20 protein-coding genes and 1 tRNA gene are annotated in these 22,544 nt (G+C 49.3%); 9 read left to right on the top strand and 12 right to left on the bottom strand.

What is annotated here, in order from left to right:
• Window positions 1-92 precede the first annotated feature (92 nt).
• A complete protein-coding gene (locus ABGI61_RS07185) occupies window positions 93-1,208 on the top strand; it encodes a beta-ketoacyl-ACP synthase III (protein ID WP_347599028.1) in 1,116 nt (371 codons plus the stop codon).
• A 64-nt stretch (window positions 1,209-1,272) separates the two neighbouring features.
• Here ABGI61_RS07185 and ABGI61_RS07190 read toward each other — a convergent pair whose 3' ends face one another.
• Complete coding sequence (locus ABGI61_RS07190; RefSeq protein WP_347599031.1) at window positions 1,273-1,581, bottom strand: isoamylase early set domain-containing protein; 309 nt, start codon at window positions 1,579-1,581, stop codon at window positions 1,273-1,275.
• Window positions 1,582-2,039: 458 nt separating this feature from the next.
• Between ABGI61_RS07190 and ABGI61_RS07195 the strand changes: the two genes are divergently transcribed.
• Both ABGI61_RS07195 and ABGI61_RS07200 read left to right on the top strand, forming a co-directional pair.
• Window positions 2,040-3,260, top strand: coding sequence for an efflux RND transporter periplasmic adaptor subunit (locus tag ABGI61_RS07195; protein ID WP_347599034.1), 1,221 nt, complete (start codon window positions 2,040-2,042; stop codon window positions 3,258-3,260).
• Window positions 3,261-3,264: 4 nt separating this feature from the next.
• A complete protein-coding gene (locus tag ABGI61_RS07200) occupies window positions 3,265-6,438 on the top strand; it encodes an efflux RND transporter permease subunit (protein WP_347599037.1) in 3,174 nt (1,057 codons plus the stop codon).
• Window positions 6,439-6,499: 61 nt separating this feature from the next.
• Here ABGI61_RS07200 and asnB read toward each other — a convergent pair whose 3' ends face one another.
• Window positions 6,500-8,164 (bottom strand): asparagine synthase B, encoded by a 1,665-nt coding sequence (gene asnB / locus ABGI61_RS07205; RefSeq protein WP_347599040.1) that lies wholly within the window; start codon window positions 8,162-8,164, stop codon window positions 6,500-6,502.
• A 183-nt stretch (window positions 8,165-8,347) separates the two neighbouring features.
• Between asnB and ABGI61_RS07210 the strand changes: the two genes are divergently transcribed.
• The 6 genes from ABGI61_RS07210 to ABGI61_RS07235 all read left to right on the top strand — a co-directional run bounded on the left by ABGI61_RS07210 (window position 8,348) and on the right by ABGI61_RS07235 (window position 13,505).
• Entirely contained in the window at window positions 8,348-9,166 is an 819-nt protein-coding gene (locus tag ABGI61_RS07210) for a DUF3025 domain-containing protein (RefSeq protein WP_347599043.1), read from the top strand.
• Window positions 9,167-9,190: 24 nt separating this feature from the next.
• Window positions 9,191-9,997 (top strand): ABC transporter ATP-binding protein, encoded by an 807-nt coding sequence (locus ABGI61_RS07215; protein WP_347599046.1) that lies wholly within the window; start codon window positions 9,191-9,193, stop codon window positions 9,995-9,997.
• Window positions 9,997-11,199, top strand: coding sequence for an ABC transporter permease (locus ABGI61_RS07220; RefSeq protein WP_347599049.1), 1,203 nt, complete (start codon window positions 9,997-9,999; stop codon window positions 11,197-11,199). Before ABGI61_RS07215 ends, ABGI61_RS07220 begins: the two co-directional genes overlap by 1 nt.
• Before the next feature lie 148 nt (window positions 11,200-11,347).
• Window positions 11,348-11,554 (top strand): bacterioferritin-associated ferredoxin, encoded by a 207-nt coding sequence (locus tag ABGI61_RS07225; RefSeq protein WP_008218446.1) that lies wholly within the window; start codon window positions 11,348-11,350, stop codon window positions 11,552-11,554.
• 141 nt (window positions 11,555-11,695) lie between these two features.
• A complete protein-coding gene (locus ABGI61_RS07230; RefSeq protein ID WP_347599053.1) occupies window positions 11,696-12,589 on the top strand; it encodes an aspartoacylase in 894 nt (297 codons plus the stop codon).
• Window positions 12,590-12,695: 106 nt separating this feature from the next.
• Window positions 12,696-13,505: a substrate-binding periplasmic protein gene (locus ABGI61_RS07235; protein ID WP_347599056.1), complete on the top strand. Its 810-nt coding sequence runs from the start codon at window positions 12,696-12,698 to the stop codon at window positions 13,503-13,505.
• Between the two features lie 59 nt (window positions 13,506-13,564).
• Here ABGI61_RS07235 and gloA read toward each other — a convergent pair whose 3' ends face one another.
• The 10 genes from gloA to ABGI61_RS07285 all read right to left on the bottom strand — a co-directional run bounded on the left by gloA (window position 13,565) and on the right by ABGI61_RS07285 (window position 22,544).
• The gene (gloA, locus tag ABGI61_RS07240; RefSeq protein WP_347599059.1) at window positions 13,565-13,966 is read right to left on the bottom strand and encodes a lactoylglutathione lyase; all 402 of its coding nucleotides are present in this window, start codon (window positions 13,964-13,966) and stop codon (window positions 13,565-13,567) included.
• Between the two features lie 9 nt (window positions 13,967-13,975).
• On the bottom strand, window positions 13,976-14,608 hold the full coding sequence (gene nth, locus ABGI61_RS07245) for an endonuclease III (protein ID WP_347599062.1): 633 nt from the start codon (window positions 14,606-14,608) through the stop codon (window positions 13,976-13,978).
• A gap of 5 nt (window positions 14,609-14,613) precedes the next feature.
• Window positions 14,614-15,309 (bottom strand): electron transport complex subunit E, encoded by a 696-nt coding sequence (locus tag ABGI61_RS07250; RefSeq protein WP_347599065.1) that lies wholly within the window; start codon window positions 15,307-15,309, stop codon window positions 14,614-14,616.
• A 9-nt stretch (window positions 15,310-15,318) separates the two neighbouring features.
• Window positions 15,319-15,948, bottom strand: a complete 630-nt coding sequence (gene rsxG, locus ABGI61_RS07255) for an electron transport complex subunit RsxG (RefSeq protein ID WP_347599068.1) — start codon at window positions 15,946-15,948, stop codon at window positions 15,319-15,321.
• Window positions 15,948-17,012, bottom strand: coding sequence for an electron transport complex subunit RsxD (gene rsxD / locus ABGI61_RS07260; RefSeq protein ID WP_347599071.1), 1,065 nt, complete (start codon window positions 17,010-17,012; stop codon window positions 15,948-15,950). The genes rsxG and rsxD overlap by 1 nt, the downstream gene beginning before the upstream one ends.
• Window positions 17,009-19,123 carry an electron transport complex subunit RsxC gene (gene rsxC, locus ABGI61_RS07265; protein WP_347599074.1) on the bottom strand — a complete coding sequence of 705 codons (2,115 nt, stop codon included), beginning with the start codon at window positions 19,121-19,123 and terminating at the stop codon, window positions 17,009-17,011. The genes rsxD and rsxC overlap by 4 nt, the downstream gene beginning before the upstream one ends.
• A 2-nt stretch (window positions 19,124-19,125) precedes the next feature.
• Window positions 19,126-19,677 (bottom strand): electron transport complex subunit RsxB, encoded by a 552-nt coding sequence (gene rsxB, locus ABGI61_RS07270; RefSeq protein WP_347599077.1) that lies wholly within the window; start codon window positions 19,675-19,677, stop codon window positions 19,126-19,128.
• The gene (gene rsxA / locus ABGI61_RS07275; RefSeq protein ID WP_008218474.1) at window positions 19,674-20,258 is read right to left on the bottom strand and encodes an electron transport complex subunit RsxA; all 585 of its coding nucleotides are present in this window, start codon (window positions 20,256-20,258) and stop codon (window positions 19,674-19,676) included. The genes rsxB and rsxA overlap by 4 nt, the downstream gene beginning before the upstream one ends.
• Window positions 20,259-20,397: 139 nt before the next feature.
• Window positions 20,398-22,323 (bottom strand): EAL domain-containing protein, encoded by a 1,926-nt coding sequence (locus ABGI61_RS07280; RefSeq protein WP_347599081.1) that lies wholly within the window; start codon window positions 22,321-22,323, stop codon window positions 20,398-20,400.
• 144 nt (window positions 22,324-22,467) lie between these two features.
• Window positions 22,468-22,544: transfer RNA gene (locus ABGI61_RS07285), tRNA-Asn, on the bottom strand.

A 22,544-nucleotide genomic window follows, 5' to 3' on the forward strand; every position in this document is an offset into this window, starting at 1 on the left:
TTTACGCCGCAATTTATCTGACCGGCTCAAATCAGGTATACTGATGCCATTCACCGGGCGGTTAGCGTACCGCTGTAACCAAGGTTGTGAAAATGAAAAAAGTCGTCATAAGTGGATCAGGGTTATTTACCCCAAGCGAAACGGTCAGTAACGAAGAGTTAGTAGCCAGTTATAATACGTACGTCGACCAGTTCAATGCCGAGCATGCACAGGCAATTAGCTGTGGCGAAGTGGCTGCGCTGGAGCACTCCAGCTGTGAGTTTATTGAAAAAGCGTCGGGGATTAAATCACGCCATGTGCTGTATAAAGAGGGTATTTTAGACCCTGCAATTATGCGCCCGGTGTTTGCACGGCGTAGCGAAGAACAAATGCCGGAAATGGTCGAAATGGCCGTTGCTGCCGCCCGTGAAGCCATGGTTCAGGCCAATAAAACGGCTGCAGACATAGATCTGATTATTTGTGCTGCGTCAAATATGCAGCGGCCTTATCCGGCGCTGTCCATTGAACTGCAGCAACAGCTTGGCTGTGGTGGCTATGCTTTCGATATGAACGTTGCGTGCTCATCAGCAACCTTTGCAATCAGTAACGCGGTGAACGCCATTCGTGGCGGCACGGCGAAAGTGGTGTTGGTGGTAAACCCGGAGTTTGCTTCGCCGCAGGTCAATTACCGTAGCCGCGACAGCCACTTTATTTTCGGTGATGTTTGTACTGCGACGATTATTGAAGCCGAAGAGAGTTGCACCAGCGACAATGCCTGGCGTATTAACGGTATGCGCCTTAAAACCGAGTTTTCTAACAACATCCGCTGTGACATGGGTTATACCGAGCATTGCTTGCCGGCCGATCCGCTGGTGCCATTTTTTAAACAGCAGGGCCGAAAGGTATTCAAAGAGTTGCTGCCCATTGTTGCGGATGTGATTTTAGATGAAATGGCTGCCCAGCAGCTGGCGCCTGAACAGCTAAGACGCTTGTGGCTGCACCAGGCCAACATCAACATGAATATTTTTGCGGCGAAAAAAATTCTCGGCCGTGACCCTCTGCCTGAAGAAGCGCCGCTGGTGCTGGATACTTATGCCAACACGGCGTCTGCCGGCTCTGTTATCGCCTTTCATAAGTACAAGCAAGGTCTTCAAGCTGGCGACCATGCTATTTTGTGCTCGTTTGGTGCCGGTTATTCCGTAGGGTGTTTGGTGTTGCAAAAATGCTAGTGAGTAGGGGTGGTTAAGATTAAACAGGGCAGCTTCGGCTGCCCTTGTTGTTGGTCAGCTAAGTTCACAGCCGCACAACAGAGTTGTGGTCGTACGACACTGGCGATGGCTGGTAACTGTCTGCCGCCTCGTCATTTAACCAGGTACCGCCGTTTACCAGGTAGCGGAACTGGTATTCTTTGTTTTTTTCCAGGTTCAGTGTTGCAGTAAAATCCCCGCTTTTAGTTTTCTTCATCGGCAAAGCAATCGGATCCCAGTCATTAAACTCACCCAATAATGCAGCTTGCTCTATTTGTGCCAGTCGGTGTGCGGGCAGGGTAAAGGTGACTTTGCACAGCGGTTTGGTTTTCAGATATTGTTTACTGATACTCATGGTAGTTCCCTCATATTATTAAATAGAAAGACGTCTGTGCGCTTGTCCGCTCATCATGCGCTACTGGTGTGATGTTTTTATGATCAGTTTGCGCAAAAAATACCATAGTGAATTTAACCACTAACGGCAAATAACCCTTTTAAAGGTCGTTATAACCAAAACTAAACGGTGTTAATGTGCCGCTTGTTAGCCTCAGTTGTAACAAGATATTACTAACATCTAAAGCGCACTCGCTGGATTTTCACCTATGCTGAGGTATGGCTGATGTCGTAACAGGGTGCTACCCCCCATGGTTTTACGGCATCTGTACCTGATGACAGTGTCAGGTAAACAATAGCGACAGGCCCGTCAGGTCGTGCAGCTTTTTTACACTGATACAAAGCGTAACATTCACGGCATTACTTTAATATTTAGCCGTTTTACTATAAAGCCAGTAAAACAGCATTGTGGAAATCAACATGGCAGCAAAAATTATAAAAATTCTGGTTCCAGTGGGCGTAATTGGTATTGCGGTTGTGATGGCCGTCGGCTTGACCAGTATGCGTAAACCGCCGGAAAAAAAGGATGAACAGCGCCCGGCGGTATTAGTCAATGCCGCGCCAATCGTTGCAGAAGATTTAGTGTATAAAATTCAGTCGCAGGGCACAGTAAAAGCCAAGCTGGAAACCAACCTCAGCTCAGAGGTCAATGGCCGTATCGTTGAGGTATCGCCAAACTTTGTTGAAGGCGGCTTTTTTAACGCTGGCGACTTATTGCTGCGGGTAGAGCAGGCTGACTACTTAACCAATGTAAAAGCCGCAGAGGCCAGCCTAGCCAATGCCAAAGCCGCATTAGAAGAAGAAAAAGCCCGCGGCAGGGTAGCGGAAGAAGAGTGGCGCTCTTTTACTGATGGTAAAGCGCCTGAATTAGGATTGCGCCGGCCACAACTGGCTGGAGCCTTGGCTAATGTGCGCTCGGCAGAGGCAGAACTGGAGCGCGCTAAGCGCGATTTGTCACGTACCGAGATCCGCGCGCCTTTTGCCGGTATGGTAAAAAGCCGTAACGTGAACCTTGGCCAGTTTATTAGCCGGGGCACCAGTGTTGGTATGATTTACGGCACTGACATCGCGGAAGTACGCTTACCTATTACCGACAACGATTTAGCCTTTATGCAGATGCCTGATTTTGCCAGCGATGAGGTTAAGCCTGAAGTAGTATTAACGGCGGTGGTAGGTGGTCAAATAGCCCAATGGCCTGCCAGATTAGTGCGCACTGAAGGAGTACTGGACGAGCGCAGCCGGGTGATTTACGCCGTAGCACAAATTGAGGATCCTTATCAGCGCAATAACAGCGGCAAGGTGCCACTGCGCTTTGGCCGTTTTGTTCAGGCGCAAATACTGGGTAACCCTACAGAGAACGTGGTGGTGGTACCACGGCATTTATTATTGGCTCAGCAACAAGTGCTGGTAGTAGACAAGGACAGCCAACTGCAATTTCGTCCCGTAACGCTAGAGCGGACCGACGATAACTTTGCCTATATCACTGGTGGCTTTGTTGAAGGTGATCGGCTGGCAACCTCGGCTATTGCTAACCCGTTGGCAGGCACTTTGGTGCGCGTTGCCTCTGATAAAGCGCAAACAGAAGTGGCTGATAAAACAGAGGCCGCTGCGCCAGTGCTTACCACCCAGGTGAAGGAGTAACCTTATGGATACTAACAAGGGCCTGATATCCTGGTTCGCACGAAACAGCGTAGCAGCCAATTTACTGATGGCGATTATTCTGGTTGCCGGCGTATTTTCACTGTTTACCATTAAAAAGCAGATTTTCCCTGAAATTGTGCTGGAGCAGGTGAATATTCGCGTGCCTTATTTGGGCGCGGCACCGCAAGAAGTTGAAAGCGGTGTTATTGATAAAATTGAAGAAAGTTTGCGTGGTGTAAATGGCATTAAGCGTATTCGCTCGACGGCAGTAGAGGGGCTGGGTACGGTTCGTGCCGAAATCGCCAGCGGTTACGATGTGCAGGAAGTGATGGACGAGATTAAAACCCAGGTCTCGGCGATTTCATCACTGCCTGAGCAAACCGAAAAGCCGGTCGTTTACCGGGTAAGGTTTCAAAGTAATGTGATGTGGCTGTCGCTGTATGGTGATGCTGGCGAGCATACACTTAAAGAGCTGGCGAAAGATGTACGCGATGAGTTAAAAAAGCTGCCGGGCGTAAGCAAGGTTGATGTTGTTGGCGCGCGAGATTATGAAATTGCCATTGAGCTGTCTGAGCTTAAATTAAAAGAATACGGTTTAACCTTCGAACAAGTGGTTAATGCTATTCGTGGCAGCTCAGTGGATTTACCCGGTGGGTCAATTAAATCTGAAAGCGGTAATATTTTGCTTCGTACCAAAGGTCAGGCCTATTACGCGCAAGACTTTGAAGACATCGTACTACTCACCTTTGCTGATGGCACCCGTTTATCGCTAAAAGATATTGCCACTATCAATGATGGCTTTATTGAGCGTGAGGATTTATCCACCTTTGATGGCAAAAACTCCGTGTCAATCCGAGTGGATGCGGTGGGCGATGACAACACCCTGCGTATCGCTGAGCAAGTAAAAGCCTATGTTGAGCGTAAGCAAAAAGAGCTGCCATCATCTGTGTCGATAGCACACTGGGGTGATGCCAGTTACTACCTGCAAGGCCGCTTAGATTTAATGAGCACCAACCTGCTGATGGGCGCGTTTCTGGTATTACTGGCACTAACCTTGTTCCTGGAGTTTCGTATTGCCTTCTGGGTTATGGTGGGTATACCGGTGTGTTTCCTCGGCGCCATGGCTATGTTGCCGCTGCCGATGTTTAACGTCTCTATTAACATGATTAGCTTGTTCGGCTTTATTCTGGTGCTGGGCATAGTGGTCGATGATGCCATTATCATTGGTGAGAGCGCCTACAGTGAAATTGAGAAGCGTGGTAAATCCGTCGACGCGGTAATTGCCGGGGCTAAAAAGGTTGCTATGCCCGCCACCTTTGGTGTGTTAACCACGATAGCCGCTTTCGTACCTATGTTAATGGTCGGTGGTGCACAGGCGCCTATTTGGGGCTCTATTGCCTGGGTAGTAGTACTGTGTCTGATTTTTTCACTGGTGGAGTCAAAAATGATCCTGCCAGCGCACATTGTTAATATGGATACCAAACCCTGGGATCCTGAGCGTAAAGGGCTGTTTTACGGCATCGGCCGTGGCGGCAGCCGGGTACTAAAAGGCATTCGGGAAACCATTGCAGCGGCAATGCATCGTTTTGTGACTAAGCGTTATCAGCCCTTTGTTGAGCGCTGCATTGAGTATCGTTACACCACCATGGCCGTGTTTTTTGCCATGTTGATTGTGATGTTCGGTGTATTAGGCGGTGGTTTAGTGCGTTGGGTGTTTTTCCCTAATATCCCAAGTGACTTTATTAATGCCAACCTGACCATGCAAGAAGGCGCTTCGGCAGAAGCCACGGTTAATGCACTGCGTGAGGCCGAAGCGGCGCTTATTCGAGCCAACGAGAAACTCAGTGCTGAATTTGACGATGATATCGTTAAGCACCGCTTAATGTTTTTGGACAGCGACACCGGCGGCCAATTAGTGGTTGAGCTGGAAAAGAGTGAAGGACGTGAGGTTGACGGTTTTGAAATAGCCAACCGTTGGCGTGAAGAAATGCCGGAAATTCCGGGATTAAAAGCGTTTAAAATCAATGCGGCGACTGGCGGTGGCGGCGGTTCTGATATTGCCTTGCAGCTGCGTGGCACGAATTTAGACAATCTTAAATTGGCCACTGAAGAGCTTAAGGCCCGCTTGGCTGAATACGCCGGTATCTATGATATTGAAGACAATTTACTCGGCGGTAATGATGAAATAGTGCTTACGCTAAAGCCTGAAGCGCATTTGCTGGGCTTGACCTTGTCTGATGTCGCCCGTCAGGTACGCTACGGCTTCTATGGTGCCGAAGCGCAGCGTGTGCAGCGCGATGGTGAAGAAGTCAAAGTGATGGTGCGCTACCCGCGTGATGAAAGAAGCTCCATCGGTAACCTGGAAAACATGCGCATTCGCACGGCCGATGGCGGCGAAATTCCGTTTAGCCAGGTGGCCAGTTATTCGCTACAGCCAAGTTTTAGTGCCATAAACCGGGTTAACGGTGAGCGTGCGGTAACCATTACCGCTGCGGCAGACAAAAACATCGTCGAGCCGGGCAAAATTGTAGGTGACATGCGCAAAACCGTGATCCCGGAAATTACCGCTAAGTACGATGGTGTTACCGGTGAATTGGATGGTGCTAGCCAGGATGAGATCGATGCGCAGGTTGATTTACTGAAAGCTGGCGTGTTTGCGCTGTTTTGTATCTACGCCCTAATGGCGATACCGCTAAAATCTTACAGCCAGCCTTTGATCATTATGAGTGTGATCCCCTTTGGTCTTGTCGGTGCTGTGGTGGGCCATATGGTGCTGGGCCTGAGTATGAGCATAATGTCTATCTTCGGCCTGGTCGCCCTGGCAGGCGTTGTGGTGAATGACTCCCTGGTGATGGTTGACTTTGTTAACCGCGCGCGTGAAGAGGGCTTTTCAGTGCGTCAGGCGGTATCGCAAGCGGGTGCGCAGCGTTTCAGAGCGATATTGCTCACGTCACTGACCACCTTTGTCGGCTTAGCGCCGATAGTATTGGAGCGCAGTTTACAGGCAAAAATTGTCGTACCCATGGCAGTGTCGCTGGCCTTTGGTATTCTGTTCGCCACTATTATTACGCTGATTTTAATTCCGGCGCTGTATGTCATTCTGGAGGATGTGAAAAACCTGTTTCGTAAGAAAGAGGCAAAACAAGACACACGGATTGGCTCGGCCATGGCAAAGTAAGCTGGCAGTGAAGAAAAAGGCCACGCAATTGCGTGGCCTTTGTTTTGTGCTGCGTTAGCAGTTAATAAGCTTGCGTATGCACGTCACGCACAGCACGCCCAGATGGGTCGGTCAGCTGTGCCATTTTGGCATCCCAGGCCAGTGCTTCCGGTGTGGAGCAGGCGACTGACTTGCCGCCCGGTACACAGGCAATAGCGCCGGCATGCGGGAAGTGCTCTTCAAAGATGACCCTGTAGTAGTAGGCTTCTTTGCTGTCTGGCGTATTTACCGGAAAGCGGAAGCTGGCAGTAGCCATTTGCTGATCGCTGACTTCTTTTGCCGCATGGGCTTTTAAGCTGTCAATCCAGCTGTAACCAACACCGTCAGAGAACTGCTCTTTCTGGCGCCACAAAATTTCATCGGGTAACAAACCGGTAAAGGCCTCGCGCAGAATGTGTTTCTCCATCTTACCGCCACCGCACATTTTTGCCTGTGGGTTTAAGCGCATCGCCACGTCCATAAAGTCTTTATCTAAAAATGGCACCCGGGCTTCAATACCCCAGGCCGACATCGCTTTGTTGGCACGGTTACAGTCAAACATATGTAAGCGGTCTAGCTTACGTAGGGTCTCTTCATGAAACTCTTTGGCATTTGGCGCTTTATGGAAATACAGATAGCCACCAAACAATTCATCTGAGCCTTCACCGGATAACACCATTTTAATGCCCATGGCCTTAATTTTGCGCGCCATCAGGTACATTGGGGTCGAGGCGCGAATGGTGGTAACGTCATAGGTTTCCAGAAAGTAAATCACGTCACGCAGAGCATCCAGGCCTTCCTGCACGGTAAAGTGTACGGTGTGGTGCACAGTGCCAATGGCATCGGCTACTTTTTGCGCTGCCACTAAATCCGGCGAACCCGCCAGGCCCACGGCAAAAGAGTGCAGACGAGGCCACCAGGCTTCACTTTGATCGTCATCTTCTACCCGGCGTTTAGCAAATTGCTGTGCAATGGCTGAGATCAGAGACGAATCCAGACCGCCAGACAGCAGCACGCCATAAGGTACATCTGACATCAGATGGCTTTTCACGCTGTGTTCTAATGCCGCTTTAAGCTCGGGCAAACTGGCCGGGTTGTCTTTTACCGCATCGTAACTTTGCCAGTCACGCTGGTAGTACTTGCGTAGCTCGCCCACTTTGCTGTCAAAGTAGTGACCTGGCGGGAATTCTTTAATTTGTTTACACACCGGCACCAGGGCTTTTAGCTCTGAGGCAACAAACAGCTGGCCATGCTCATCATAACCGTAATACAGCGGAATAATGCCAATATGATCGCGTGCAATTAAGTAACGGTTTTGCTCGGCATCATACAAAATAAAGGCGAACATGCCTTGCAGCATATCGATAAATGCTGTGCCATGCTCCAGATATAAAGGCAAAATCACTTCACAGTCAGACTTGGTTTTAAACGGGTAGGGGCTACCGAGGCCCTTTTCGAGCTGCTTATGATTATAGATTTCACCATTCACTGCCAGAATGTGATTTCGATTATCATTAATCAGAGGCTGGGCGCCATTTTCAGTATCTACAATCGCCAGGCGCTCGTGCACTAAAATGGCGTTGTCGTTATTCCATACGCCAGACCAGTCTGGCCCGCGGTGACGTAATAACTTGGATAACTGCAGCGCCTGCTGGCGCAAGGCTTTAACATCAGTTTTGATGTCAAGCACCCCGAATATCGAACACATGATAACCTCTATTAAATTAATTCGAATAAACCCACTGGTTTAAACACATTGTTTGGCAGTATGTACGGCTAAACGTACCCACTGAATGTGCCATGCCATGCTAAAATTGCAAGCGCTTTTTCGCGCTTTTAACAAGTAAATGCAGCTGAGGCATTTCAGCTGCGACAACAGAACAGACGGTTTATGCAAAAAACAGAAGTAAAAAACCGCTTTACGCCACCAGCACAGTGGCAAAGTGCAATGATGGCAAATAATCCGATTTTTGCCGACTTGTGCCAACGCTTTGGTGTTAACCACTTAGCCCACTGGCCAGATGTTAGCTGGCTTAATGGTTTGGCTGCGCAATCGGCCATTAAGTTTGTCGATAATGACGCCTTAATGGCCGATGGCCGATATTACGAGGAATATATTTATTCAACCAGGCAGGTGCCAACACGAAAAGATAACTGGCATGACTTTTTTGGTGCGCTGATCTGGTGTTTATTTCCTAAAACTAAAAACCTGTTAAATCAGTTGCATATGGCAGAAATAGCAGAGTATGGCCAAAAACAGCGCAGCAAGCTGCGTAATAAGCTGACCTTATTTGATGAGTGTGGTGTGGTTATTTGCCTTGAACCGGATGCGATTAAGCACGCAGACTTGTTACGCCAGCATCAATGGCAACAAAGTTTTGTCACTCACCGCACAGACTGGTGGCAAAGCATACGGCCAGTTATTGTTGGTCATGCCATTTACGAGATGGCCACCGCGCCCTTTATCGGGCTTACGGCTAAGGCACTTTTCGTTGACGTGCCGCAGGGCTTCAGTAGCTGGCCTTTAACAGCTGCTTACAGTTTTGTTGATGATAAATTACATGAACAAATTGCTAACCAGGCACTACTTCTTGATAATCAACAGCTAACGCCTTTGCCAGTATTGGGCGTGCCGGGCTGGTATAACGACAACAACACAGCCAGTTTTTATAACAATACCGACTACTTCCGCCCCCGCCGGCCGCAGTAACGGTTTTGATAACAGGATGCTTGTATGATAGAAATTAAGGATTTAGCCAAGGCCTTTGCGCTGAGTAAAAACAATAAGTTATCTGATACCGAAAAACAGGATGTGCGCTACAGCAAAGAGGCGTTTCATTCTGTGCGTAACGTAAGTTTTCATTGTGGGCAAGGTGAGGTATTAGGTCTTTTGGGCCCTAATGGCGCGGGTAAAACAACCACCTTGCGTATGCTGTCAACAGCGTTAAAGCCGGATGCCGGCTCAGTGCTGTTAAACGGTGTTGATGTGTTAAAGCAGCCGGTTAAAGCGCGTCAGCAGATTGGTTTTTTATCCGCCGATACTGGCTTATACGGCAAACTGACTGCTTATGAAAATATTGCCTATTTTGGCCGTTTACACGGTATGAGCGAGCAGGCGCTAAAACAGCGTATCGACGAGCTGTTTACCTTGCTGAATATGCACGACTTTGCTAACCGCCGTGCGGATAATATGTCGACCGGTATGAAGCAGAAAACCGCCATTGCCCGCGCGGTAGTGCATAGCCCCAAAGTCGTTATTCTGGATGAACCCACCACAGGCCTGGATATTATGACGGTGCAGACGGTGCTGGATTTTATTAAAGGCCTAAAAGCCGCGGGTACACCGGTTATTTTTTCTACCCATCATCTAGATGAGGTCGCATCGTTATGTGACCGCGTGGTAGTGATAGATAAAGGGATCAGCGCCTTTTCCGGCGATATAGCACAGTTTAAAGCGCTATCGGATAAAGGCGATCTGCGCGAAGCCTTTTTGTCTGTGCTAAATGGGACACAACAATTACAACAGCAAGGAGCAGCATAATGTGGCAGGTGTATTTTAAAGAGCTTACCGAGCTGATGCGGGATAAAAAGACGCTGATTTTCGTGATTCTGTTACCGATTTTTATCTTTCCGGTGATCTTTGGTGTGATGGGCCTGGTGTTATCCAGTACCACCAGCAAAGCCATGCAGGAGCAGCATCGCTATGTCATTATTAATGCCGAACAGGCGCCTAAATTTGCTGATGCGTTGTTTTATCACAAAAACTTTAAGCAGCTAACCACCGACAAAACGACAGAGGAAGAGCTGATTGCAGCTATTCGCAATGACGAGTTCGATGTGGCTGTTGTTATTCCGGCTGACTTTAACGACAAGCGCATGGCGGTGGAGCAAGCGCAGTGGCAGATTATATATAATCAGTCATCGCAATTTGATTTTATGTATCGCTACTTTTCGGAAATCCTTGCTGATTTTAATGAGCAACTACAGCGCGACACCCTAACACAGCTTAATGTAGACCCGGCTAAACTGACGGCGATTATCAAACCGGTGGATGTGCAAAAAGTAGATACCGCGGCTAAGCGGGAAAACATTGGCGAAAAGTTCGGCGCCATTATTGCTTACATACTTATTCCACTTTGCCTGCTGGGTGCATCTTACCCGGCTATTGATATGGGCGCGGGGGAGAAAGAGCGCGGTACACTGGAAACCTTACTTATTTGCCCAATTAGCCGGGTTAGCATCGTACTGGGTAAGTTTTTAACTGTGCTCACCACAGGTTTAGTCGGCGCGCTTATTACAGTAGGAAGCTTTGGTTTGTGGGGCGCGATTATCGGCTCTTTCGCCGGTATGGCGGTGGTGCAGGAAGCCATGTCCGCTATTGCCATTACTGAGCTGGTGCTGATTTTCTCGCTGCTGCTGCCTATTTCTGCTGTATTTGCTGCGCTGTTGCTGGCGATATCGATTTATGCCCGCACCTTTAAAGAAGCGCAAAATTATATTAGCCCCTTGTCTATCATGATCTTCCTGCCACTGGTGGCGGCCATGATGCCGGGCGTGGAGCTAAATACCAAAACGGCACTGGTGCCGATAATGAACGTGGCACTGGCGATTAAAGAGCTGATAAAAGGCACGGCGGATTACACGATGCTGGCGCTGATCTTCGGCTCAACGCTGGTGCTGGCTGCCGTGGCGATTGGCTTTTGTGTGCACTGGTTCCAGCAAGAAAAGGTGCTGTTCCGCTAAGCCTCAGCATCGGTTGTACTTAGCTTATATCCCACAACGCCCGCACACTGCGGGCGTTGTTATTAGGAATGGTTTAACTTCACAAATACTATTGATAATAGTTCTTAATAATATTAAAATGCCGGCGTACTGTTACCGGAGTGCTGTTATGTACGTCTGTTTATGCAAAGCTGTGACTGATAAAACCATCAAGCAAAAAGTGGCTGAGGGTGTATCGACTATGCGTGAGCTGAAAATGTGCACCAGTCTTGGTACTCAGTGCGGCAAATGCACCTGCCAGGCGCAGCAAATTTTGCATAATGAGTTAGTACGCTTAGCCGATAACCGCTTTGATTTGGCCCAGCCTGCCGCCTAGTTGTTATTTAATCTAGCATTTATATTCTTAAAATCTGCATTTTAATTCCTTTGCTATTCTTTTTTTTACTCGTTCTGGTCATAATGCTGGCATTAATTTAGGCTAAGCTCTGGCTTAGTATGCGCATTCGGGGTGGGTAACATGACAGATAAAATACAGCAAGTCGCCATTGTCGGCGGCGTTCATGGCAACGAATTTTCCGGCATTTATTTAGTGAAGCAGTATCAGGCCAACCCTGAACAAGCGCAGCGCAGCAGCTTTACTACACAACTGGTATGGGCCAACCCGGAAGCGCATTATGCCAACAAGCGCTATTTACACAGTGATTTAAACCGCCAGTTTAAAACCGTGGATTTAGCCAACCCCCAGCTTGCCAATTATGAGCAAAGCCGCGCCAAAGTGCTTAATGCGCAATTAGGCCCCAAAGGTAACGCCAAAACCGATTTGCTGATCGATTTACATAACACCACCAGCAATATGGGCGCCTGTTTAATTTTGACGCAGGCCGGGCCTTTTTATAACAAGCTGGCGGCCTATGTAAAAATGAAGATGCCTGAAGCGATAATTTCGCGTGATGAAGATCATTTTGCCGCTGAAGATCATGCCTTAATGTGTACCCTGGGCCGGTATGGCGTCTTGGTAGAGGTGGGGCCACAACCGCAGTCGGTGTTGCGCCAGGATGTACTGGAGTTGATGCACAGCATGACGCAACATATTCTCGATTTTGTGCAGCTGTACAACACCAACAATTTGCCAGCGCTGCCCAAGCACACCGAAGCCTTTCGCTATCTGCACAGTATTAAACTGCCGATGAATGATAAAGGCGAACGTATTGGTATGGTACATAAAAACGTGCAGGATAACGACTATCAACCAATACACCCCGGTGACCCAATTTTCACCCTGTTTGATGGCACAGAGATTTATTACGACGGCGACAGCACGGTATACCCGACCTTTATTAATGAGGCGGCGTACTACGACAATAACCTGGCCATGTCGCTAAACGAAAAGGTCGTTATTACATTGGAATAACACTTTTGTTTAGCTTGCCAGGTGTCATAGAATTTTGATTTCTTTTTAGCAACGGCTGTGTTATTAACTTGTTAGGTTAACCAGAAGTATACCCAAGTGGTGAGACATGAAAAAAAAGCAGGCGTCACGCATACTGCTTTGCAAGGTGTTGTTTATTAAAATCTTATTTAGTTTCCCACTCGGTGCTGAAACGCAATTGCAATGGTTAACTGAGCACAGCCCGCCCGGCCAGTATCTGGACGAACAGGGCAAGCTAAGCGGGGTTACCGTTGCGCTGATCCGCGAGTTACAGCAGCGCTTAGACGAGCCGGCTGATATTCAGTTATTACCCTGGGGCCGCGCCATGATGATGGCAAAAACCGAGCCCAACACCGTGCTATTTGAAACCGTACGCACGCCAGAGCGCGATAGCTGGTTTAAGTGGGTTGGGCCTTTAATGCATTACCACATTAATTTATATGGCTTGCGCCAGCGCATAGGCGTAAATGCGAATACCCTGGCGCTGCCTGGTAAATTAATTGCCTGCAGTTATCGCAATGCCGCAACGGTAAACGATATTAAAGCTTTTGGTTTTGTCGAAGGTCGCAACTTAATCCTCACCAGTCAAACCGGTGAGTGTCTGGATATGTTGATTGCCGGTCGCATCGACGTGTTAGCGATTACCGAATACAGCTTTCCCGCCTATGCCGCCAGAGTGCAGGCTGCCGGCTTTGAGCTTACCACGGTGCATTATTTAACCGAGCGTAAACGCTATATCGCGTTTTCCAAAGATGTTGCTGATGAGCGTATTACTGCCTGGCAGCAGGCACTGATGCAAAGTTACCGCGACGGCACTATGCGTGAGTTTTATCGAGGGGCCTACAGTGAGGCGATTATTAGCCGGCTGGAGCACGCTGCCCAAGCAAAACAACACTAAGTAGGTTGCGCTTAGCGTGTCGCGCTTGGCAGCTTACTTTACTCTGTTACCTGACTTGCCTATAGCGTGTCGTAACGCTGTTTTTTCTGAATCAGTTCAATAGCATAGTTATCAGGATCGCGCACGAAGGCAATTTCCGTCGTGCCGCCTTTTACCGGGCCAGGCTCGCGGCTAATCACACCACCTTTAGCGCGAATTTTGTCACAAGCCTCATAAACGTTATCAACTTCCAGCGCAATATGGCCAAAGGCCGTACCTAAGTCATAGCTGTCGGTGCCCCAGTTGTAGGTGAGCTCCAGTACGGTGTTGTCCGTCTCGTCACCATAGCCAACAAAGGCTAAGGTGTACTTGTACTCGGGGTTTTCTGATTGGCGCAGTAGCTTCATGCCCAGCACTTCAGTGTAAAAGGCGATAGATTTTTCTAAATTACCCACGCGTAGCATGGTGTGTAGCATGCGCATACAGGTCTCCTAACTGGTTTTCTCTTTAAATTCACAAAGATCTTCAATAATACAGCTGCCACAGCGTGGTTTACGCGCCACGCAGGTGTAACGGCCGTGCAAAATAAGCCAGTGGTGTACGTCGAGTTTAAACTCGGCCGGTACTACTTTTAGTAGTTTTTGCTCGACTTCATCGACGTTTTTACCCGGTGCCAGTTTGGTGCGGTTGGATACACGAAAAATATGCGTATCTACTGCTATGGTTGGCCAGCGAAAGGCGGTATTTAACACCACATTGGCAGTTTTGCGGCCCACGCCGGGCAGGGCTTCGAGCGCTTCGCGATTCTCCGGTACTTCACCGCCATGTTGTTCTACCAGAATGCGGCAGGTTTTAATCACGTTTTCGGCCTTAGTGTTAAACAGGCCGATGGTTTTTATATAGTGCTTAACACCATCAACACCTAAATCCAGCATGGCTTGCGGGGTGCGCGCTACCGGAAACAAATGCTTAGTCGCTTTATTTACGCCAACGTCAGTGGCCTGGGCCGATAACAGCACGGCGATTAACAGCTCGAACGGTGAGCTGTACTCCAGCTCTGTAGTAGGCTCTGGGTTAGCCGCCCGTAGCCGGCTTAGCATTTCAATGCGTTTTTGTTTATTCATAATACTTATTGCGCGACGCCGGTAACCCGGGCGCGGGCGATGCTGCCTTTTTCAACAGCTTGTTTTTGTTTAAGTTTGTTGTCGATGCTGTTTTTCAGCGCGATTAACAGCCCCATACCCAAAAAGGCACCTGGTGGCAGTAACGCCAGTAAAAACTGGCTGTCTAGCTGGAATAATTCAACGCGCAGTACTTTGGCCCATTCGCCCAGCAGTAACTCGGCGCCGTCAAACAAGGTGCCCTGGCCCAGAATCTCGCGCATGGCCCCCAATACCAGCAGCACCAGCATAAAACCCAATCCCATCATAATGGCGTCAATAGCCGAGGGGAGCACCGCGTTTTTAGAAGCAAAAGCTTCGGCGCGGCCAATAATGGCGCAGTTGGTAACGATAAGTGGAATAAAAATGCCCAAAGACAAATACAAGTCGTAAGTGTAGGCATTCATTAAAAGCTGTACCACAGTGACCAGACTGGCAATAATCAGCACAAACACCGGGATACGAATTTCACTGGCAACATGATTGCGCACCAGCGATACCGCCACATTAGAGCCTAAAAGCACCAGCAAGGTCGCCAGGCCCAGCCCCAGCGCATTAGTGACAGTAGCGGTTACGGCCAACAATGGGCATAAGCCGAGCAGCTGTACCAAGCCTGGGTTGTTTTTCCATAACCCTTGCAGGGTTAACTCTTTAAACTGGCTCATAGGGTTACCTTATTGTTCCGGGCAATTGGCACTTAATGTCGCAAGTTCAGGGTGTTGCTGAACATACAGCGCAGCCTTACGCACAGCACTGACTACAGCACGCGGCGTGATAGTCGCACCGGTAAATTGGTCAAACTGGCCACCGTCTTTGCGCACCGCCCATTTGGCGCTGTTATCTTCGGTAACTTGCTGCTGCGAAAAGCTTAATATCCAGTTTGAGCGGCGCAGCTCAATTTTATCGCCAAGGCCAGGGGTTTCTTTGTGCTCCAACACCCGGCTACCTAACACAGTACCATCAGGCGTGACAGCCACTAACAAATCAATATTACCGCTATAGCCATCGGGCGCTGTGGTTTCGATAATATAGGCGCTTAGCATATCTTGCTGCCGCCAGCGATATACCGCTTGGGCGCTGTCGCGCCCCAAAAGCTCTGCGTCCTGCACTAATACGCAATCTGCCAGTAGGGTAGCGCCGGCGTCAGTGCCGGGTAACACCTCAGATAAGATGGCCAGCTTGCTGCTTAAACGTTGCTGCGCGATACGCTCGTGAGTAAGTTGGTTTACAAAGCCAAGAACCGCCACACAGAGCGCCGCAGCTGCGCCAAGCGCCAGGGCGTTTTTACTGATAGCACGGATCATTAGCGTTCACTCCGGGTACGATGGCCATAGGTACGCGGCCGGGTGTAATAATCAATCAGCGGTACCGCCATATTGGCCAGTAACACGGCGAAAGCATAGGCATCAGGGTAGCCGCCGAAATTACGGATCAAAAACACCAGCAGACCAATTAAGGCGCCGTAAATTAACCGGCCACGGTTAGTGGTTGACGCCGATACCGGATCGGTGGCGATAAAAAACGCCGCCAGCATAGTGCCGCCGCTAAACAGGTGAAACAGCGGGCCGGCCATAGTATCGGGTGCTGCCAGACTTGCAATAGCAGAAAGCACAAACAGGCTAGCCAGCACCGCTACCGGGATACGCCAGCTGATAATTTTTTGCTGGATAAGTAGTAAGCCCCCCAGCAGATAAGCCAAATTAACCCAAAGCCAGCCAGTGCCGGCAAAGGCGACAAACACCGGTTTAGCCAAGCTTTCATCCAGCGTAAGGCCACGGCTTAAATCTGTACGCAGGGTATCTAGCGGTGTGGCCATGGTAATGCCGTCAACACTGCTTTGTAATTGCGTCAGGCTAAAACCGCTACAGCTGTATTGGCTAAACACTGCACAAACTGCATCGGATGGCATTAAGCTGACACTTTGTAATGATAACGGCGGTAGCCACTGCGTCATCTGCAGTGGAAATGACACCAGCAGCAGCACATAGGCTGCCATGGCCGGATTAAACAGGTTGTTACCAAGGCCACCATATAGCTGCTTAACCATAATGATGGCAAAGGCGGTACCGATGACAATGATCCACCAGGGGGCATAGGGCGGAATAGCAATCGCAAGCAGCACGGCGGTTAGCAGTGCACTGTTGTCTTTAAGTCGCGGTAATATAGGCTTGTTGCGCAGCTTAAGCACCAACGCTTCACAGCACCAGGCCGTAATAATGGCCAGTAGCAGCTGAACAAGCACGCCATAGCCAAACAGCACAGCTTGCACGGCAATGCCTGGTACACAGGCAAAGGCAACCAGACGCATAAGCTGCGCCGTGCTGCGCTGATTGTGCTGGTGAGGTGAACTGGCGATTTTAAAACTCATGAGTTCTCACTGTCGGCTTGTTTTTTGGCTTTAGCGCGCGCTATGGCTGCAGCAATAGCGGCTTTGCGGGGATCGGTGTCATTACCGGCCTGGCTATTGGCCTCTGTCGGGGCGTGAGCAGTGTCTGCCCGTGTTGCAGTTGGTGTTGTTTCGGCAGCCTTTTTCGCTTTTGCACGGGCTAGTGCTGCCGCTACGGCGGCTTTACGTGGATCGGCATCGTTGTCAGGTTCAGTTTTAGCTTCGGCATCAGCGTGAGCCGGCACTGCTGTACCCTGAGCCGTCTCCGCCGCTTTTTTCGCTCTGGCCCGGGCTATAGCGGCGGCAACGGCTGCTGCCTTGCTATCCGCAGTGCTATTGCTGTTATCTGCAGCAGCGCTATCACCTGGCGTTGCTATTTGGCCTGTACGGACGTCAGTCGCTGCGTTTTGTTCTGCAGCCATCGCCGCTGCTTTTTGCTGCTGATATTCCCGTGCTTGCTGCTTTTTTCGTTCGCGCTCGGCCAGGATGCTGGCTTTATCGGTGCTGCTTTGTGTTGCTGCACTGGCGCTTTCGGTTTCTGTATTAGCCACTCCAGTATTGGCTTGCGCCTGTTTGGCTTTAATACGCGCTAAGGCATCAGCAACCGCATTATTGGCACCACTGGCCAACTGTTGTTGTTGCCTTGCAGCAGCTAATTGCTGGTTACGTTCGGCACGCTCTTGCTTTTCACGCTCCAGTCTGGTGTTTCGCGCTTCAAAGCGGGCTTTGGCCTGCTCGGCCTTAAGTGCTTCACGCTGTTGTTCTCTTAGCTCTGCTTTGGCTACCCGGTAGTATTGCACCAGGGGTATTTCACTTGGGCAAACATAAGCACAGGCGCCACATTCAATGCAGTCGGCCAGGTTATATTCAGCGAGTTTTTCGCTGTCTTTAGCTTTGCTGTACCACAACAGCTGCTGTGGCAATAAACTGGCCGGACAGGCATCCGCGCAGCTGCTACAGCGAATACAGTCCATTTCGTTACTGGCTGCCGGCAGCTCCTCTGCGGTAGGCGCTAAGATACAGTTGGTGGTTTTTACCACTGGTACACTTAAGTCAGCCAGGGCAAAGCCCATCATTGGGCCGCCCATTATCACCCTTTGTTTCGGCTCGCTCTGAAAACCACAAAAATCCAGCAGGCTGGACACCGGCGTGCCAATAAGCGCCAACACATTCTGCGGCTGGTTTAAGGTGTCACCGGCCACGGTGACAATGCGCGACAGCAGCGGATGATCGTCCAGCACCGCCTGGGCGATGGCAAAGGCGGTCCCGACATTTTGCATCACGATGCCAATATCAACCGGACGGCGGCCATTAGGCACTTCTTTATTGGTTAACAGCTGGATAAGCTGTTTTTCACCGCCTGAGGGGTATTTAGTCGGCACGGTTCGCACATAATAGTGTTCACGTTGGCTGCAGGCCGCCATCATAGCCGCGGCAGCGATAGGTTTGTCGTCTTCTATGCCAATTAACACCGCTTTGGGGTTTAACAGCTGGCAGAGAATATCAATACCTTTGACAATAGTGGTGGCGGCTTCCTGCATCAGCAAATCGTCGGCCGTAATGTAAGGCTCGCACTCAACCGCATTGATAATTAAGTAATCGACTGGCTGATTAACACCGGCTTTTAAATGTGTAGGAAAGCCTGCGCCACCCATACCGGCAATGCCACTTTCCTGGATCCGGTTTAGCAGGGTCATGTTATCGCAATTGGCCAGAGTAAGCGGCTCGCGCTCGCGCCATTGCTCTTTGCCATCGGGTTCCAGTACCAGCGTCAGCTCTGGCAAAGCAGAAGGATGAGCTCCGGTATGCGGCCTGATGTCAAGCACTGTGCCTGATGTGGGCGCATGTACCGGAACCGCCATCGAGTTATCCGCCTGTGTAAGTGGCTGGCCTTTAAGTACTGTGTCGCCTGCCTTAACCAGCAGTTGGCCGGCCACACCTATGTGTTGTCGCAGCGGTATGTAAAGCCGATCTGGCAAGGGCATTACCGCGACCGGTTTGTGGTTTGTTTGTTGTTTGCGGGTTGGCGGATGAATGCCACCATGGAAGTCCCACACCGTACCGGCTTGAATTTGCTGAAATAAACTTGGCATGCTTAATCCACCATCTTTACCGGTATGCTGGCTAAGTCCCACTTCCAACGCTCAGGTGTTAGGGCCAGGGGCACCATATCGATACAATCGACCGGGCAGGGTTCAACGCAGAGGTCGCAGCCGGTACATTCATCTATTAGCACGGTATGCATTAATTTTGACGCACCGACAATGGCATCGACCGGGCAGGCCTGAATACATTTAGTACAGCCAATACACTCATCTTCTCGAATGTAGGCAACCCGTTTTACGCTCTCGGTTTGGGCTTCGTTCAGTGGTTTGGCTTCAACCCCCATTAAATCGGCAAGTTTGCGGATAGTCGCTTCGCCGCCGGGCGGGCACTTATTAATGTCATCACCGTTGGCAATAGCTTCGGCGTAAGGGCGACACCCGGGATAGCCGCACTGTCCGCACTGAGTCTGCGGCAAAATATCATCGATTTGCTCAACCAGCGGATCGGCTTCCACTTTAAAGCGGATAGCGGCATAGCCCAAAACCGCACCAAATAATAAGGCTAGGGAGCCAACCGCAATTAAGGCAGTAACGAGGGTCATCCTATTTTTACCAAGCCTGTAAAGCCCATAAAGGCCAATGACATTAAACCAGCCGTAATCATACCAATAGCCGCACCTTTAAACGGCACTGGTACATCAGCTGCCGCTAAACGTTCGCGCATAGCGGCAAACAGAATAAGCACCAATGAAAAACCGACCGCAGCACCAAAGCCATATACCACCGAGTTGATAAAGTTGTGGCGGGCGTTCACATTTAACAGCGCTACACCCAACACGGCGCAGTTAGTGGTGATCAGCGGTAAAAAAATACCCAGCAAACGGTAAAGGGTAGGGCTGGTTTTATGTACGACCATTTCGGTAAATTGCACAACTACGGCAATAACCAGAATAAAGGCCAGCGTTTGCAGGTACAACAGGTCAAGCGGGGCCAATAAATAATGATTCACCAGATAACTGCACAGCGAGGCCAGTGTCAGTACAAAGGTCGTCGCCAGTGACATGCCAATGGCGGTTTCCAGCTTGCCAGACACACCCATAAAGGGGCATAACCCGAGAAATTTTACCAGTACAAAGTTATTTACCAGTACGGTACTGATTAACAACAGGAGAAATTCAGTCATCATTACGCCCGGGAAAAATAAGGGCCATATTATGCAATTAAGCGGCTGTAGACACAACCGGATAAAGCTTAGGGGTATTAAGGTGGGGCGCTTGCTTGCGCCCCAGGTGCCTATTCAGCTGTTAGCTTTATTGTACAGTTTACAAGGGGGCCGGTTTGCCGACGTAATAGCCCTGATTACCATCGATAAACAGTGACTCCAGCATATGTTTTTCTTCCTGTGTCTCAACGCTTTCGGCGAACACGCCCACACCGATGCGGTGCGCCAGGTCAATCATTAAACGCATAAAGTACTGGTTATTCTTATCTTCGTTGATATGACGGGTGTAACTGCCGTCCATCTTGACGTAGTCGGGCTTTAAATCCCGGAAAAACTTAAATGACGTAATACCGACACCGAATTTTTCTACTGTGACCCTGGCGCCGGCACGGTGCACCATATCAATAAAGCGTTTGCTGGTTTTTAAGTTTTGCTGCAGGCCAAATTCAGTTACTTCAAATACCAGTTTGGCGGCGATATGCGCATCTTTCAATAAACGCCGCTCCAGCCAGATAACAAATTGATCATCATGCACACAACGCGCCGACAGGTTTAAGCCAAAATACTGATCCTGCAAGTTTTTATTCTTTATGGTGACCAACGCCGTTTCGATAATTAAACGGTCTACCCCCACTATACGATCCAGTTTTTCTGCCATGGCCAAAAACGAGGCGGTTGGCAGAATTTGGCCTTCCTGTGTTTTAAAGCGCACCAGAATTTCTGAATAGGCTTTCGCCGAGCGGTTAGACGGCTGAATAAGCTGTGCCAGTAAACTGATGCGATGATTGGTTAACACATCGTCAATCACATTACGCCAGTTCTGGTTGCCATAACCACCACTGGCCATTTCCAGGCCGGCTGACTCTTTTTGTAAATGCCAGGCATTAGGCTGCTTGGTCTGTGCCAGGCTAATAGAGGTGTCAGCCACCGCCAGTAACTCGCCCAACGCCTTGCCAGATTCATAGGTTACCAGACCGGTATAGGCGACAGAATCTAACTCGGCCATTTTTTGGTATTCATTTAACCGGCTTTGCAGTTGTAGCGCGAAGTTTTCTGCTTCTTTTGGTGTTACCCGTGGCAGTAAAATGCCGAAATCCGAGCTGTTTAAGCGGTATATTTTGTGATCTTTGTAGGTGCCGCTTAGCTTTTTAATCAGATCAGCCACTTCGCGCACATAGTTATCGCCTTCCTGATAACCGCGTGTCTGGTTTAGGTTTTGTAATTCTGTACAACGGGTAATGGCAAATACACCAAACTCATTGTTGTCGTTCTGGCGGATATTCTCTTCATAAAACTGCACAAAACGATTACGGTTAGGCAGCTCGGTTACCGGATCTTTATAAGCCTCTTCGGCAATTTGATGCGCATTGGAGGCCATTTCGTTGTATTGGCTACGGGTGTAGTTGGCCAGTTTTTGTAAGGCAGTATTAATATCAGAAAATTCCGGTGGAATTTTCTGCCAATCGGGCTCAGCCTTTTGTGGATCTTTGATAAAGCGGTCTATTAACTCATTCACGGCCGTTGTTGTGCGGCGGTAGCTGCGGGTAATGCTACTTTTACTTAGCAGCACGGGTAGCCAGCCAATCAGAAAAGGTAGCAGGAACAGCACTAACACCATCAGCTGAAACTGTGCCAGGCGGGCGCTGAAATCCAGCTGATAAGTCACTTGTACATTTTGTTGCTCATTACGTAACGACTGGCTTTTAAACTGTGTGCCAAACAGCTCCAACAGCAAGGTCGCCACCGGCGTTTTATCGCCATTAATATTTTGTTCATGCAGCATAGTGTTATCAAGCTGACTTATTCTTAGACTTTTCAGCCGGAAACTGCGGTCCAACTGTCTGCTAAGCACTTTGCCGTCACCGGTGATATGATGCTCGAGAATTTGAGCAATCGCCATCCTGGCTGATTTCTCGTCGGCTTCAAGTTGTTGCTGAGTGTAGATTGCCAATACTGCTAGGGCCGCCATTGACAGTATGACAGCAGATAATAATTGGCTAATAAGCAGGGTACGTAATATTCTCATAAGCTTTGACCACCAGACATAACTAGTTTCCTTGTCCTAACGCTTAATATAGTTTAGGTATACGCAATAGAAAGCTAATTAAATCAAAAAAATACTGAGAAATATAGCAATAACGACAGACTGACGAAAAAACGCGGGTGAGTGTGGCTCCCCAGACTGGACTCGAACCAGTGACCTACGGATTAACAGTCCGCCGCTCTAACCAACTGAGCTACTAGGGA

It is taken from the genome of Rheinheimera fenheensis (assembly GCF_039871805.1).
Classification (GTDB): domain Bacteria; phylum Pseudomonadota; class Gammaproteobacteria; order Enterobacterales; family Alteromonadaceae; genus Alishewanella; species Alishewanella fenheensis.